The sequence below is a fragment of the Marinifilum sp. genome, from assembly GCF_965230805.1.
Classification (GTDB): Bacteria; Bacteroidota; Bacteroidia; order Bacteroidales; family Marinifilaceae; genus Marinifilum.
The window spans coordinates 3,720,053-3,736,684 of sequence record NZ_OZ246019.1 but is presented as its reverse complement, the minus strand read 5'-3'; the positions used below and the strand labels follow the sequence as shown (position 1 = coordinate 3,736,684).

The following is a 16,632-nucleotide window of genomic DNA, read 5'->3' as shown; positions in this document are numbered from 1 at the left end:
GGTTCCGGATTCCGATATTATTTATTTAATTTTCACAATTCATTAATCAAACTGCATACCATTACAATTGGTGATTCAAATCGTCAGTTTAGATTCAAAATATAACGTCATAATGTCATTATTTGCAATATTATTGCTGACACATTGTCTCTAAAAGTTGATTTACCCTCTTGTTCTTTCAATTACTTGCATCGCTTGTATCTGATATTTACTTTTGCTGAAAATTTAGAATTAATGAGAATAGATATATTAACAGTAGTTCCTGAATTAATGGAGAGTCCTTTAAACCACTCTATCATTCAGCGTGCAAAAGATAATGGAGTAGTTGAAATACACATTCACAACATACGTGATTTTTCGGAGGACAAGCACAATAAAGTTGATGATTATGCATTTAGTGGCGGTGCAGGAATGGTAATGCGATTGGAACCGGTAGTAAAAGCAATTGAACACCTTACGGATCAAAGAGAGTATGATGAAATCATTTTTACCACCCCTGACGGAGAAAAATTCGAACAAAAAACTGCAAATATTCTATCATTAAAAGAAAACATTATAATCCTTTGTGGTCACTACAAAGGAATCGACCAAAGAATAAGAGATCATTTTATCACGAAGGAAATCTCGATAGGAGATTTTGTATTAACTGGTGGGGAACTGGCAGCTGCTGTTATTACCGATAGTGTTGTTCGCTTAATTCCGGGAGCTATGAACGATGAAACCTCTGCTTTAACAGATTCTTTTCAAGACAATTTATTGTCTCCGCCAATCTACACCAGACCTGCAGATTTTAGAGGCTGGAAAGTGCCAGAAATTTTGCTGTCCGGAGATCACAAGAAAATTGAAAAGTGGCAAGAAGAACAGGCCTATTTGAGAACGAAAAAATTACGCCCCGATTTATTAGATGAATAAAAAAAAAGGCTCAATCATGAGCCTTTTTCCGTTTTAATAGTTTTTTGCTTTTTTCTCAAAATAAGCTTGAGGATGATTGCATGCAGGACAATTTTCAGGAGCTTTTCTACCCTTATGAACATAGCCACATTTGCGGCAATACCATTCCTCCTCTTCTTCGGATTCAAATACCTTTTCCTTTTCGATATTTTCCAACAACTTAAGATATCGCTTCTCATGCTCTTGCTCTACCTTAGCGATCAATTTAAAAGCAGTTGCAACCTTTTTAAATCCTTCCTCTTCTGCGATTTTTGCAAATGCAGGATACAAGTCGGTGTACTCTTCATTTTCGCCAGCAGCAGCGGCTTTTAAATTTTCAGCAGTACTACCAACAATACCCGCCGGATAGACTGCTGTAATTTCCACATCACCACCATCTAAAAAACTAAAAAAGCGTTTTGCATGTTGCATTTCTTGTTCTGCCGTTTCCATAAACAATGCTGCAATCTGCTCGTACCCTTCTTTTTTTGCCTTTTTTGCAAAATATGTATACCTGCTTCTTGCTTGAGATTCGCCAGCAAATGCTTTTAACAAATTCTTTTCGGTTTGAGTTCCTTTTATACTCATGCTTATTATTTTTTTGATTTTGTTATGCTAAGATCATTTTTTTTTCAGGATCAGGAAAGTGATATGAACCTAAATCAAACTATTTATATTGATTATAAAAAGCACGTAAATGTTAGGGTAGCAACTTCGTTTTAAGAATATTTAACGTGAGTTCGACGTAAAATTCGTTCACAGTTTGATCTGATTTTGAGTAGAAATTTTCTCAAATTTTCGAAGGAATATCGGGATATTTCAAGAAGATTTGTGGAAATTTATGCCGAAAGCAGGCAAACTCATAATGGAAAGTTCTCTTTACGACATCTTCACATTAAAAATTCCTCAAAATAGCCCGCTATTCTTTCCAAATTTTTAATGCAAATCTATCCCAAATATAACTTTCTGTGGATAGAATTTTACGACGAACTCACGTTATTTACCATATGCTTAAATTGACATTTTTAATGGGAACGAACTTAAGATATTCAACAAAATCCGGATAGTGAATTCGGACTAAAGACCTATTTTACTGATACAATAAAGCCGAATCATTAGTTGATCCGGCTATTTAAAAGTTCCATTGTATGCTAGGGTATCCTCATAAATTTATGCGATTGCAGCGAAATATTCCATTTGGGATTATTCTTCACATACTCCACAATGGGTTTAACATTGTGAACATACCGACTCCATTCTGACTGAAGGTACAATAAACAATCATCTCCAACATTTTTGGACAGTTCCTCGGCCCATGCAAGATCTTTTTCCAGATCGTAAATGATTACTTTTAGCTCATTAGCTTTTTGATAAGATGATGGCACAGGCAGTTTATTTCGCTTAGGCGATAAACAAATCCAATCCCATTCCCCACTGATTTCATATGCACCTGAAGTTTCCAGAAAATTCTCAATATTGTGTCTTTTCAGCTCGGTACAAAGTGGCTCTAGATTATATAAAGAAGGCTCTCCTCCAGTTACAACAACAGATTTTGCCGGAGATTCTACTGCCTTACGAACCACTTCTTCAACCGAAATTAATCTGTGTTCCGCAGGGTTCCATGATATTTTACTATCGCACCAACGACAGCCAATATCACAACCTCCAATTCGAATGAAGTAAGCAGGCTTACCCGTATGATATCCCTCACCCTGGATAGTATAGAAGTCTTCTACCAATGGCAAATCGGTTCCCCTATCAAATATTTCTCTGTACTTATCTTTCAAAATCTTTTCCTTATTCTTTTCAAACAATCCAAAAATTGTGGCTGTTTAGCAAATTGGGCTACAAAATTACAAGCTTTTTAAGGATTTCAAAATCAAAGCGTGAGATTATTTGTTAGGGCAATAAGAATACCCTAATTCTGAATAAACTGTTTCCAATCTATTTTATAAATAGCTTGCTTTTGCTTTGTGGCTTCGGAATTAATAAATAAATCTCCATTGTCGGTAAAAACAACTCCTTCTGTCTGGACGCCTCCTAAAATACTTAAATCCAATCGTATGTTTTTACCATCCAAAAAATCTACCCCCTTAAAGTCATAAAACAGATATAAATAAGTTTTATAATCCTTGTAGCCAACCAAAGCAACAAGTTTTCCATCTGAACTAATATCCGCTCCGGTCACTAACAAATCAGCATTAAAACTTGCCTTAGGATGCAAGCTATGCTCCTTACCGAATTTTGGCATTGCATACATTCTTGTTTTCAAATTCTCCCAATTCTTAGTGAAGAAATAAAGAGAATCGCCATATGCAAATAAGGCCTCGCAATCGTAATTATGATGGTGTTTTAGAGACAAAAACGATTCTTGATCTGCCCAATGAAATTGAATTGTATCAGCTTCTGCAACTATTATACTTGCATTTTTAATTTCTGCTTTCTCAACCCTATACAAGCATAGATTTTTACGTGCTCCAAAATTATTCCCGAAATCACCAATGTAAAAATATTGCTCATCTTCTGCCAGCGCCTCCCAATCATTGTTGGTAGCATTCTTAATTTGAAGAGTTCGAACTAAGCTTCCATTTAAATTGTAGGCATACAACTCGGGCGCTCCTCCGCTATCGTTGTTTACCCAAATTAAGCTATCATGCCATATCATACCTGACTGCTCTAAGGTAATAGGTGGCAAGCTATCCGAAACCAATTCCGGTTTACAAACTGCCATTTCTTTTTTCGATGTATTGGCTGTATTCAGTATGTCCTGATTCTTGGGGGAATTATAGTTACAAGCAAACAAACACAGCATTTGCAAACTTAAAATTACAACAGATAATTTCACGTTATTTTTGTTTTTGGTGCAAAACAAAACTGACAAAAAAACCTGAATAATAAAAACCTAACAAGCCTGAGTTCGATGTAAGATATTCACCACAGAAAGTTAGATTTATTCAAGATTTTCTTTAAAAATCTGAAAGAATATCAGGATATTTTGAAGAATTTTTACAGTAAAGATTGGGTGAAGATGACTTTTGAAAGATTTCCATTGCTTTTGGCATAAATCCCCTCGCAATATCACGATATTCACTCGGTAATTTTAAAAGCTTTCTACTTAAAATCAGCGAAAACTGTAACAATATTTTTAGTTAAGTCCTATTAACAATATCATGTAATATTTAAAAAGTAATATTTCCGACAAATACAAAGATCTTTACATCAATGAAATGCAAATGACATTCAATCGCAATAGAATCAACAATAATTTCACACAAGCATTAGATTGATTTAATCTTCTACGCCTCTCGATCCACTAATTTTGATTTCCGAATTATACACCTGAATTAGGCTCAATATCAGATTGAGCATTAACACAAATCAAAATTTATCCTAAAAATGAAAAAACTATCGATTGCTTTAAGTCTAATTTTGACTTTTAGCTTATTTGTGCAAAACATTTATGCAGACGAAAACTCCAACAATGGAGACAAATCATCAATTACTGGTAGAGTATTAGATTCGAGTAATACTCCATTACCTGGTGCTACACTTGTTTTAACAGAAAGCAAGCAAGGCGTAGTTACCGACCACAATGGTATCTACCGTATTAATAACATTACTCCGGGAGAATACACGCTTCATGTATCTTATATTGGTTACGAAAGCATTGACAAAAAACTAAGTATTGAACCTTCGACTATTTACACAGAGAACATTATTCTTAAAGAAGGTTTAAAGCTTCAAGAAGTAGTGGTTCAAGGAATAATGAAAGAACAATCAAGAGCTTTGAATCAGCAAAAAAACAATGTTAACATTTCCAATATTGTATCATCGGAACAAGTTGGTCAGTTCCCTGACAATAACGTTGGAGATGCTTTGAAGCGTATTCCTGGTATTAACGTACAGTACGATCAAGGTGAAGCACGTTTCGGACACATTAGAGGTACTTCGCCTGAGTACAATTCTGTAACGATTAACGGAGAAAGAATTCCATCGGCTGAAGCTGAGATTCGCTCTATACAGCTGGATTTGGTTCCTTCGGATATGGTTCAAACTATTGAAGTAAACAAAGTAGTAACACCAGACATGGAAGCTGATGCAATTGGTGGTTCGGTTAATTTAATTACTAGATCAAATCCATTTAAAGAACAGTTTTCTGCTCGTATTGGAACAGGTTACAACTTTCTTAGCAATGACCCACAACTTCAATTATCTGCAGTATATGGCAATCGTCTAGAAACTGGTGGCAACTCTAGCCTTGGTATGACATTCTCTGCTTCTTACCAAGACAATCAATTAGGTTCGGATAATATTGAAGCTGAATGGGAGGAAGATGATAATGGTAATCTATATGCATCCGATTTTCAGATCAGAACCTACTACTTACAAAGAATTAGACAAAGTTACTCTGCTTCCTTCGATTACGAAATTAATGCAAACCATAAAATTGAATTAAAGGGTATTTATAACAGAAGAAAAGACTGGGAAAACAGATACAGACTTCGTTACAAAGACATCGAGGGAGAAAATGGATCTTGGACAACCGAAGTTCGTCGTCAAACCAAAGGAGGAACAAACAAAGATGGCCGTTTGGAAGATCAAAAAACAATGAACTTCTCTTTGAATGGTGAGCACCACTTTGGAAGTGTAGAAGTAAACTGGAAAGGAAGTTATGCGAAGGCATCTGAAGATAGGCCTAATGAAAGATACATCTCTTTAAAAGTAAAAGATGTAGCCATTAATCCTAATCTTTCAAACCCTGAAAAGCCAATGTTTACAATTTCTGATCCACAATTGGCAGATTTAAGCAGCGAATACGGATTGAAAGAACTTACCGAAGAATTCCAATTCACAGAGGACATTGATAAGAACTTTAAAGTTGATATTAAACTTCCGCTTGTGAAAGGGAAAACGAAATTGAAAACTGGTTTTAGATACAAAAGCAAAGAAAAAAACAGAGACAATCAGTTTTACGATATTGACTTAGGTGATGACAACGAAGACTCATTTGTTAATTCGGCATTAGCCAATCAATACGATGCAAGCAAAAGTGATTTTATGGCTGGCGACTACATGGCTGGGCACTTTGTTTCAAAGGAATTCTTAAGTGGGCAGAATTTTAACGATTACGATCCGAAGGAGAATTTGGAAGAAGAAGCTGGAAATTTTGAGGCTGAAGAAAAAGTTTATGCTGGTTACGTTCGTGTAGACCAAAAAATTGGAGACAAGTTAAAAATGATTTTTGGCGTTAGAATGGAACGAACTGATCTAGAATACTCAGGTAGAATACTAAACATTCCAATCGAAGATGAAGATCATCCTGACTATGACGAAGATGCTGAAATAACTTTAAACACTACTAAGAAGGAATCTAACGATTATAATAACTTTTTACCTAGTATCATTGCTAAATATTCGATCTCAGAAAACACCAAATTAAAACTTGCTTGGACCAATACCATTTCACGCCCTAATTATTACGATTTGGTTCCACATAGTGAAATCAAAACAGAGGATAGCGAAATTGAAATTGGAAATCCAACTCTGGAGCCAACAACAGCTATGAACATTGATGTAATGGCAGAACACTATTTCTCTAATATTGGTGTAATTTCAGGAGGTTTCTTTTACAAATCATTAGATGATATCTCTAATACTATTGAACTAAGGGATTACAGCTATAACAACCAGATTTGGGAAAAATTCTTCCAACCAATTAATGTTGGAGATGCAGACCTTTATGGTTTTGAATTTGCTTTCCAACGTCAATTGGACTTTCTACCAGGCTTCCTAAATAACTTAGGAGTTTATGCAAATTACACTTACACTCACTCCAAAATGAAAAACATCAATATCGAGGGACGTGAAGATGAAGATTTAGCAATTGCAGGTACTCCTGAGAACAACATGAACATTTCATTGTTCTACGAAAGCAAAAAACTATCGGTACGCTTATCATTACAGCATGCTGATGAGTTTATTGATGAATGGGGAAAATCAGCATTCTACGATCGTTACTACGACAAAGCAACACATCTTGATTTGAGTGCAAGCTACAATATCAATAAAAACTGGAGTATTTTTGCATCGGCAAACAACTTATTAAATGAACCATTGCGTTACTACCAAGGCGAAGAAAGCAGAACAATGCAATCTGAATACTATGGTGTAAAAGCAAATATCGGTTTAAACCTAACTTTCTAAGCCAAGTGTAATGAGGAATATTAACACGTTTATAGGTTTAATTTGGATCACTTTTTCCTTGGCTATTGCATACTCATGCGATAGAGAAAGCGAAGGTTCCAGAAAAGCCTCCCTGTTAATTGAGAAAGTTACCACTGCTGATGCTGAAACTGATGCCTTAAAGAACCGTTCTACACGCGAGGACGCAGCTGATGATCCTGCAATATGGATTAATTTTTCAGATGCGTCGCAAAGCAGAATTATTGGAACGGATAAAAAAGGAGGAATTGCAGTTTATAACCTGCAAGGCAAAGAACTATTCTTCTATGCCGATGGCAAAATGAACAATGTAGATGTTCGTCAGAAGGTGCAGGTAAATAATGATTTGCTTGATATTGCTGCATGTTCGAATAGAACTACCAATACAATCGATTTTTACAGAATTAGTGAAAGCGGTGAACTACAGAAATACCCCAATGCTGTTAAAGTAAAAATGAGTGATGAAGTTTATGGATTTTGTTTGGCAATGAACAACAATAAGCTTTATGCTTTTGTAAACAGCGTTTTTGGTAATGTAGAGCAATGGGAAATTAAACTAAGCAAAGAGAAAGTTGAAGGCCAACTGGTTCGTAAAATAAAGCTGGAAAGCAAAACGGAAGGTATGGTTGCCGACGATGAAGCCGGATCTCTTTTTATTGGAGAAGAAGCCAAAGGCATTTGGAAAATCTCTATTGATCCGAATCAATCTTCGGGGCTTGAAATGCTTTCTCAAAGCACTGTAAAGGGCAATAAAAATATCTATGAAGACATTGAAGGTCTTTGTATTTTTAAGGAAGACAATGGTGAAGGATATTTAATTGCATCTAGCCAAGGAAATTATTCATATGCTGTTTTCGATAGAAAAGCTCCTCACAAATACTTAGGAAGCTTTAGAATAAGCGATGGAACAATTGACGGGGTCGAAGAAACAGATGGTATTGAAGTAATCAACTATAATTTAGGAGAAGATTTTCCTAAAGGATTGTTTATTGCGCAAGATGGTTACAACAAGTTTGAAGGAAAATCAACTACCCAAAATTTTAAAATGGTACGTTGGGAGAAAATTGCAAACTTATTCGAGCCAAACTTATCTGTTCTGCAGTGCTGTGAAAAGGCTAATTCAGAAATTCCGGATCAAGACATGCCGGAGGAAAAAAACAATTAAAATTTAAGTCAATTAATAAACAAGAAGCTGTCCCCAAAAGGACAGCTTCTTTTGTTTGGTGCCAGTTATATAACGTGAGTTCGAGGTACAATTCGTTCACAGTTTGATCTGATTTTGAGTAGAAATTTTATCAAATTTTCGAAGGAATATCGGGATATTTCAAGAAGATTTGAGGAAATTTATGCCGAAAGCAGGCAAACACATAATGGAAAGTTCTCTTTACGACATCTTCACATTAAAAATTCCTCAAAATAGCCCGCTATTCTTTCCAAATTTTTAATGCAAATCTATCCCAAATATAACTTTCTGTGGATAGAATTTTACGTCGAACTCACGTTATATATGCTCTTGCAACAATTCGAACAATACCGATCTTTCGATCGGTTTTGTTATATATGCCACACAGCCAGAGTCCAAAGCTTTTTGTTTATCACCCTTTAAAGCATAGGCTGTTTGCGCAATAATCGGCAAGTTTGGATTTTGCTTCAGTATTTTTTTTGTGACATGATATCCATCTAAATGAGGTATTTTAACATCCATCAATACCAAATTTAAATCAGGGGTTGTTTGTACCATGCCAACTGCTATAACACCATTTTTTGCCCACATTAAGTTGGCATTAGTTGGAGCCAATATTTCTTCCAGCAGGTAGTAATTAATCTCAACATCTTCTACAATTAATATGGTTTTGCCTTTTAAATTTGGTGGCTCGATGTTCTTTAGGGCTTTAAATTGCTTTTGATCAGGAATGCTAAGCACATTATTCAATTTAAAGTAGAAACAAGATCCCTTGCCTTTTTCGGAATCAAGCCACAGTTCTCCGTTCAATAAATTTGTAATTTCCTTGCAAATTGCCAAACCCAATCCTACGCCCGATTGCAAGCCCCAATAGGGATCGTCAATCTGGCGGAAAATATCAAAAATGATGTCTTTATGCTCCTCGGAGATTCCTATTCCGGTATCTGATACAAAGAAAACAATACTGTCATCATGAATTTTACAGCCATATTCAACCTTTCCTAATTCGGTATATTTAATGGCATTATTCAATAAATTGGTTATTAACTGCATTAATTTCGTGCGATCGGAAGTTATAAAAACATCGCGCTCACCAAACGATATGTAATTGATTGCAAGATTTGTTTTATTCAGCTTTTTCACCTCTGCCTTAACATACTGCTGTATGGTATCAAACATTTCGCACAGTGAAAACTGGTCTATGTTTAACTTCACTTCTTTAGCTTGCAATAAGGAAACATCAAAAATCGATTCTATTATTTTCAGCAAATGCTTACCGCTTGATCGGACAATTGAATTCCATTTCTCAATTTTTTCGGATGGAGAATTTGGTTTTAGCAGTGTACTAAATCCAATAATTGCATTCAAAGGTGTTCTTAATTCATGCGACATGGAAGCCAGAAAAGTAGATTTTAACTGGTCGCTTTCTTCTGCTTTTTCTTTGGCAAAAATTAACTCCTGTTCGTATCGTTTTCTGCTTAAAACTCCTGCCAACATATCAGCATAAGTCTTTATATGAACGATATATGTTTTGTCCCACTTTTGGGTATTTTCAACCGTGTCGAAGCTAACCGATCCTAATAATTTATCCTGACTAATCAATGGAAATATAAGCACCGATTTTACAAAGCTTTGCGGGTTGTGCACAAAATTTTCGAATGCCAAGGGATCCATATCTTTGATGTCATCGAAGACAAAATATTTGTTTTTCGAGAAATTATCCCTCCACCATTCAAAATTTTTCAGATCCATGATTTTCGGATTCTTAAACCTTTGAACACTGCTATTTGCATACCATTCATGCGATCTTTCCAAATACTTTTCATTATTGATAATAAGGTTTGTAAATGCCCTTTCTGCTTTTGTAAGCTTTGCCATCTTTTTTAAAGATGAAACAATTGCAGCATCAATATCCTGAATCGATGAACTAACAAAGCGCGCAGAAATGGTGCTTATTACTTTTTCGATTCTATTTTTTCTTGCCAGCTCCTCCTCTGCTTTTATCTGCTTGGTAATATCACGAACAACAATCAGAATAAATTTCTCATCGTTAAAATCAACAAAATTGGCCGTTACATCTACCGGAAATTGCTTGCCATTTTTGCGACAATGCCACGATCGCATATAAAAAGTTCCCAACTCACGAATTACCTCATTAATTTCATCGAGTTTATCTGCCGAGTACACCCCATCTTTTGTAATGTTCTTTAAATCCAGCTCAAGAAACTCTTCTTTTGAGTAATCATACCTTTCTACTGCTGTATGATTTACCTCAATAAAATTTTGCAAGCCACTTTCACTCCATGGGTATACAAAAACAGCTTCGTTTAAGGAATTGAACAGTTCTCTAAATTTGCTCTCGCTCAATTCCAATTTCTGTTCGGTAATCTTTCTTTCTGTTATATCCGTTATATATCCTTCAATAAACAAAGGCCTATGCAATCTATCTTTTATGGTTAGCCCTTGTTCATATACCCATTTTACAGCACCATATTTTGTAATGATTCTATACTCCATCGAAAATCGTTGATCTTTCTTTCCAGCCTCTTCAACAATCTTATGAACCTTCACTCTGTCATCGGGATGAATAATATCACTATAGGATAGTTTTGAATTGTAGTTGATTTCTTCGGCAGCATATCCTGTAAGATCATTAATCCCTTCGCTCACAAATAACATGGTCCAATACTCATCAACCAAACAACGGTAAGCCATTCCTTTTAAATTACCAATTAAGGTAGTTAAACGTCTGGTTGCTTCGGCTACTTTCCTTTGCGATCTTTTTTGCTGAGTAATGTCACGAATAATGGTAGTTACTTCTTTCTCGCCAATCGTGTTAATTCTAAATTCAAAATAGCAAACCCCTTTGTGTTCGGTTCTTTTGCTGTACTCAAATATTTTAATCTGCTTCGAATCGAAAGCCTCCTCCATATTTTCTGAGAATTTCACTCTAAGCTCGCCATCAAAAAGGCTGTTGATGTTAACATCCTCGATAGGTTCGGGAGCGATGAATAAGCCATTGGATTTCCCATGCAAATCAATAATTTTCCCGTTGCGGGTAATACGAATTATTAAATCGGGTATGGTTTGAAGCAATGCTCTTGCTTTTGCCTCACTATCTTTAATTCGCTTTTCGGCTTCGAGCTTCTTACTGATATCTTCAAAAACTGTAAACACCCGCTTTGCTTTATTGGAAAGTTCATCGAATATGGGTGTTGCAGTAATATTAATCCAAATGTATTCTTGCTTTTTAGGATTAAATACCCCTAGAATAGAATTGCTAATTTCCTTAGAGGTTTCCAAGGCCAGTTTGGCCGGGTGCGAATTCGCATCTAATAACGCCCCACCAGGCAAAATGTTATTAATCCGGGGAGCAAAACTTTTTTCTCCAAGTAAATCATTAGCCGAAACTCCTAGAATATAGGATGCTGCCGGATTGGCATAGGTAATTTTTCCATTGATATCGCGAATGATAATCCCTTGCGAACTTGCTTTAAACAGCAAGTTGTATTCGTCTTTGGTTCGGGTATTTTTAAGCTCCTTGGCTAAAACGGAATTTTCGTTTTCCAAGTCCACAATCCGCTTAGTTAAAAGTTCTATTTGATTTTGATACTCAAACAGGCGCTTCTCAAATTCATCTGGAGACATATTCCTATAACTATCCGAAATCATTGATTTTTAATTAAATCTAGTTGTAGTAGTCCGTACCAATATACTAAAATCAAATCAAGTATTTTATTCAAATAACCAAAACAATTGTAAAAAACGCATTAATTATGCACTAAGTTCAATCTAAACTTAAGTTGCCGAAAGTACTGTCTGCGAAATGTTTGCACTTAACACTCAAAAAAATAACGCACGATTTGTGAAAATTTACACTTAAAATCAAGTCGAATCGGGAATGAATTACAGGTTGAGCCAAGCTTATACCTGTTTTATTAGGCTGAAAACTTAAATTGTTATTCAACGTGAGTTCGACGTAAAATTCGTTCACAGTTTGATCTGATTTTGAGTAGAAATTTTCTCAAATTTTCGAAGGAATATTGGGATATTTCAAGAAGATTTGAAGAAATTTATGCCGAAAGCAGGCAAACACATAATGGAAAGTTCTCTTTACGACAGCTTCACATTAAAAATTCCTCAAAATAGCCCGCTATTCTTTCCAAATTTTAATGCAAATCTATCCCAAATATAACTTTCTGTGGATAGAATTTTACGTCGAACTCACGTTATTCAGATTTTTAAGTTTGCTTAAGTAAAAAAATAAAGGCCTAGGCTTGGCTAAATCCATATGTTTTATGGATGAGTACAATTAAAAGGACAAAAGAAGGAGTTTGATTTAATGATCATGCTGTCATTAAATATAGAACTCGGAACTATGCTTGATTTCCTTGATTACAAATGTGCTATTAAGCACGCCTATGTTTTTAATCTTTGATAACTTGTAACGCACAAATTCATGGTACTCTTCGAGGCTTCTGACGTGAATTTTCAGAATAAAATCAACCTGACCCGCCATGTGGTAGCATTCTTGCACTTCCTTTAAGTCTTGTATTTGCTCTTCAAACTCATCAATAAAAGTCTCGTCGTGATATCTCATAGATACCTGGCAAATGGCCGTTACACTTCGCTCAATTCTCTTTTTATCGAGTATTGCAACATACTTTTTAATAAACCCTTGGTTTTCGAGTCGCCTAATGCGTTCATAAACCGGCGAAGGTGTAAGATTAAGCATGCTTGCAATTTCTTTGGCAGTCTTTTTCGAATCGGTTTGCAATATCCTAAGTATTGTCTTATCTGTTTGATCAAGTTTATCCATAAAAGAAATATTACTTCAATTTATAACGTTTGCATTTAAGCTAAAGCAATTTTGCCTTAAAACGGCACCAATATCGGTAATTTTTACTTATTTAAACACAAACACTATGTTTTTTATCGGAAAGACCTTTACTTTGTCAGCAGATAACACTGAAACAACAACAAATACTCATATATATCAGCTATTTTATAGCTAAACAAACACAACACACCTAACGATTTATTAAGATTACTATTAGCACCTTTATTCACCCTGAATAAAGGTGTTTTATTTGTATTTTGATTACCCCTAAAAATGGGGAAAGGCCTTATATTTTTAACCAAGCTTTCCCAAGTTTGGGAAAGACTGTTTTTTTTCGCTTATAGCTTCCCCAAGTTGGGAAAAGCTTTCTTTTTTCGATTTTGCCTTTTCCCAAGTTGGGGAAGGCTTCTTTTTTTTGATTCGAGCTTTCCCAAGCTGGGAAAAGCTTTCTTTTTTCGATTTTGCCTTTTCCCAAGTTGGGGAAGGCTTCTTTTTTTTAAACGGGCTTTTCCCAAGTTGGGGAAGGTCTCTTTTTTTTAAACGAGCTTTTCCCAAGTTGGGGAAGGCATTATTTTTTTAAATCGCCTTCCCCAAAATCAAAAATAATCCTGTTTTTACCAGAATCACTCTAAGGTGAATTCTATTTCTGCAAATCGTAGCCATCCATTTTTCCTTTTTTAAGGGCAGGTATTCCATCAGTCATCCACAGCGGAGCAGGTTCTCCTTTCAAGTAATAATCGAAAAATTGCATGGTTCTAATTGATAAATCCATTCGGTTGGGTCGTTTCTTTAGGTTGTGTGCTTCTTTATTGTAGGTAAGCATCCAGCAAGGCTTTTGCAATCTGCGCATGGCAACAAACAGTTCAATTCCCTGATACCAAGGCACTGCTCCATCATTATCATTGTGCATCATCAATAGGGGTGTTTTTATTTTAGGAGCAAAAAACACAGGAGAATTTTCGATGTATTGCAAAGTACTGTTCCAAAGCGTTCCGCCTATTCTGCTTTGTGTTCGTTCGTACTGAAACATGCGACTCATTCCACTTTCCCAACGAATTCCGCCATAAGCCGATGTCATATTCGATACAGGAGCACCCGCCATTGCACATTTAAACAAATCAGTACGTGTTATTAGGTAAGCAATTTGATATCCGCCCCAGCTTTGGCCTTGCAAGGCAATATTTTCTTTATCGATAAAATCGTAACGATTCATCATGGCAAGAGTTCCTGTTACCACCGAACTGTAGGCCGATTCGCCCGGATATCCTACTTTGTGATAAGTAATATCAGGCATAAAAATAAGGTAGCCATTACTTACGCAATATGAAGGGTTAATAATCGACCTGTTGGGTTGTGGTGTATGGTAAGCGTGTAAAGCATCGGATGTTCTTTCGTAGAAATAAACCAACATGGGGTACTTCTTTTTTGGATCAAAATCTTCGGGCTTATAAAGTAATCCCTGCAATTTTTCTCCATCGCCCGAGATCCAGTCTACCAAATCAACCGATCCCCAATTAAAACTTTTTTGTTGTGGATTTGCATCCGATACCTGAACCTGATTGGTTAAGCTTAAATTGCTGGTATAAAGGTTTGGAAAATCAACGAAAGTTGACCTTTTAAATAGCAATTGATTGGCACTTTTAGCTTTTATAGGTTCATAAAACCTGGCATCTTCAAAAAGAACTTCTTTAGGGTTATCCTCTTCTTGCAAAAGGTAAATGCCCGATTTTTTATTGAGCTCGTGAAATGCCCCAAGCAATACCGGCTTTTTTAAATCAACAAATCGCTCTTCGTCATCCAACTTAAGGTAATCAAATCGGATATGCTTGCGGCGGCCATAAGCATTTGTTAGGTTCACAGCTGGCTTGATTCCGGCCGGATCAATCATCCAAAAATCATATCTATCCTGAATAATTACGCGCTTGTCGTCCTTGGTCCAGCCCACTACACCGTAGGGTTTGGGATCGTTTGGTGTATCGTGTGTTTCATTGTAAAAGTTTGCCTTGATTTTTTTTGTTAATGCTCTTATTTTCTTCGTTTCAATTTGATAGCTATACCAAATGCTATCCTGCGTTTCGTACCAAATCATGTATTTTTGAGCAGGCGAAATGCCCACTTCAGAATTTTTCTTTTTCAGAACCAGCTCTTTTTTACCGGTTTTGGCATTCACCAGGTAGTAATCTTTATACCAGCCATCCCACGAAATCAACTGCTGATAGGGCAAAGCAGAACTACCCAAAGCCCATTTCATATTGCCATGATCATACAAATCAACCCTCCTCATTTGCTGATTGGCCAACTGAAGCAATTTGCCCTCTTTTGTGTGATACACAGCCAACCAACTTCGTTTCATCTCTTTCTCGGCCTGCACTTTTTGCTGTGGCTGCAACAAAGGATCTTTCCAGTTCCACACATCAAGATGGTACTTTTCCTCATCCAATAAGGTATCTTTTACTTCTTTTTCGGGTTTGGGTGCTACTCCAAAAAACAAGTTCTCGCCATTGCGCGAGAAATAGATATCTCCATTTTCACTTACTGTCCAATTGTCCTGAATCTGTTGCGACAGGGTGTCAACAATCCGTTTGCTGTTCGAATTTACATCTCCATAATACAGTTCGAAACATTTATTTTTAGTAGTATCAGCCGAGAAGATAAATGAAATTTGATCTCCATTTGCCGAAATTGTTGCCTTATCTGCTTTTCCTTCTTTCTCAAAAACCTGGTTCACTTTCTCAGATTTTCCATGAAAAATTTTAACCAAGGCAGTTTGTATGCTATCGCCTACCGATTGAATAAAGCTGACCGCATTTCCATTTCGGGCAAGAGCGTAATCTGTTACATTGTCGAATTCGAACTCATTATCATTCACAAAGTTTTTAATTACCAGCTTGCCTTTTTTGATCTTATCTTTTCGCTTCGATCCTTTTTTGATCGATGGTTTGGCCTTTAGCGAGTCCTTTGCCAAACTACCCTTTTTTTCTTTCGGCATTTCTAGATGGTAAGCCATCCATTCTCCTTTTTCTTCGGGCATTTGAAAAGATTTAAGTTTTGCCACTTTCAAAATTCTTTTGCTTTTCAGATTCCAAATTCCTATCGAATCTTTTGGCAGATCTTTTTTATCCACTTTGTTTAATTTAGCCTGTCGAAGGGTATCGTACTGCGCCTTAATCTTAAAAGTAAGCACTTTGGATGCAGGAGAAAATTCCGCTTCGTAGCCTCTTGCGATGGAATCTAATGTTTTCGTTTTTACCTGATATAGATATAAAAATCCATCTCCCTTTTGTGGATTTACCTCATAGCTTATCCACTCTCCATTGGCTGATATCTGCTGATTCTTCAGGTTCTTCCAATTATCGTAGTCGGAATGTTTTAATGGAATTTTTTGCGCATTAGCCGATAAGTTTACCACTAACAAACAAAGCCATGCAGCTTTAAATAAATAATTCATTTTGCCTTT

Annotated in this window: 9 protein-coding genes; 3 read left to right on the top strand and 6 right to left on the bottom strand. The window is 36.1% G+C overall.

Features of this window, described 5'->3' with window-relative positions; translation table 11 throughout:
• Positions 1-234: 234 nt before the first annotated feature.
• A complete protein-coding gene (trmD, locus tag ACO05S_RS14715; RefSeq protein WP_421918767.1) occupies positions 235-912 on the top strand; it encodes a tRNA (guanosine(37)-N1)-methyltransferase TrmD in 678 nt (225 codons plus the stop codon).
• A 33-nt stretch (positions 913-945) separates the two neighbouring features.
• Here the strand turns inward: trmD and rbr are convergent, their stop codons facing one another.
• From rbr to ACO05S_RS14700, 3 genes are all read right to left on the bottom strand, one after another.
• Positions 946-1,518: a rubrerythrin gene (gene rbr, locus ACO05S_RS14710; protein ID WP_421918766.1), complete on the bottom strand. Its 573-nt coding sequence runs from the start codon at positions 1,516-1,518 to the stop codon at positions 946-948.
• Between the two features lie 563 nt (positions 1,519-2,081).
• Positions 2,082-2,717 (bottom strand): 7-carboxy-7-deazaguanine synthase QueE, encoded by a 636-nt coding sequence (locus tag ACO05S_RS14705; RefSeq protein ID WP_421918765.1) that lies wholly within the window; start codon positions 2,715-2,717, stop codon positions 2,082-2,084.
• A 131-nt stretch (positions 2,718-2,848) separates the two neighbouring features.
• On the bottom strand, positions 2,849-3,775 hold the full coding sequence (locus ACO05S_RS14700; protein ID WP_421918764.1) for a hypothetical protein: 927 nt from the start codon (positions 3,773-3,775) through the stop codon (positions 2,849-2,851).
• A gap of 551 nt (positions 3,776-4,326) precedes the next feature.
• Between ACO05S_RS14700 and ACO05S_RS14695 the strand changes: the two genes are divergently transcribed.
• Both ACO05S_RS14695 and ACO05S_RS14690 read left to right on the top strand, forming a co-directional pair.
• Positions 4,327-7,134 carry a TonB-dependent receptor gene (locus ACO05S_RS14695; protein ID WP_421918763.1) on the top strand — a complete coding sequence of 936 codons (2,808 nt, stop codon included), beginning with the start codon at positions 4,327-4,329 and terminating at the stop codon, positions 7,132-7,134.
• A gap of 10 nt (positions 7,135-7,144) precedes the next feature.
• Complete coding sequence (locus tag ACO05S_RS14690; protein ID WP_421918762.1) at positions 7,145-8,317, top strand: phytase; 1,173 nt, start codon at positions 7,145-7,147, stop codon at positions 8,315-8,317.
• Positions 8,318-8,653: 336 nt separating this feature from the next.
• Here ACO05S_RS14690 and ACO05S_RS14685 read toward each other — a convergent pair whose 3' ends face one another.
• The 3 genes from ACO05S_RS14685 to ACO05S_RS14675 form a co-directional block, all read right to left on the bottom strand.
• Complete coding sequence (locus ACO05S_RS14685) at positions 8,654-12,007, bottom strand: PAS domain-containing hybrid sensor histidine kinase/response regulator (protein WP_421918761.1); 3,354 nt, start codon at positions 12,005-12,007, stop codon at positions 8,654-8,656.
• 685 nt (positions 12,008-12,692) lie between these two features.
• On the bottom strand, positions 12,693-13,154 hold the full coding sequence (locus ACO05S_RS14680) for an Lrp/AsnC family transcriptional regulator (protein WP_421918760.1): 462 nt from the start codon (positions 13,152-13,154) through the stop codon (positions 12,693-12,695).
• 661 nt (positions 13,155-13,815) lie between these two features.
• On the bottom strand, positions 13,816-16,623 hold the full coding sequence (locus tag ACO05S_RS14675) for an alpha/beta hydrolase family protein (RefSeq protein ID WP_421918759.1): 2,808 nt from the start codon (positions 16,621-16,623) through the stop codon (positions 13,816-13,818).
• Between the last annotated feature and the right edge of the window lie 9 nt (positions 16,624-16,632).

Excerpts from the sequence above, each read along its gene's own strand:
- trmD (WP_421918767.1), top strand. The coding sequence starts at position 235 with ATGAGAATAGATATATTAACAGTAGTTCCTGAATTAATGGAGAGTCCT.
- rbr (WP_421918766.1), bottom strand. The coding sequence starts at position 1,518 with ATGAGTATAAAAGGAACTCAAACCGAAAAGAATTTGTTAAAAGCATTT.
- ACO05S_RS14695 (WP_421918763.1), top strand. The coding sequence starts at position 4,327 with ATGAAAAAACTATCGATTGCTTTAAGTCTAATTTTGACTTTTAGCTTA.
- ACO05S_RS14690 (WP_421918762.1), top strand. The coding sequence starts at position 7,145 with ATGAGGAATATTAACACGTTTATAGGTTTAATTTGGATCACTTTTTCC.
- ACO05S_RS14685 (WP_421918761.1), bottom strand. The coding sequence starts at position 12,007 with ATGATTTCGGATAGTTATAGGAATATGTCTCCAGATGAATTTGAGAAG.
- ACO05S_RS14680 (WP_421918760.1), bottom strand. The coding sequence starts at position 13,154 with ATGGATAAACTTGATCAAACAGATAAGACAATACTTAGGATATTGCAA.
- ACO05S_RS14675 (WP_421918759.1), bottom strand. The coding sequence starts at position 16,623 with ATGAATTATTTATTTAAAGCTGCATGGCTTTGTTTGTTAGTGGTAAAC.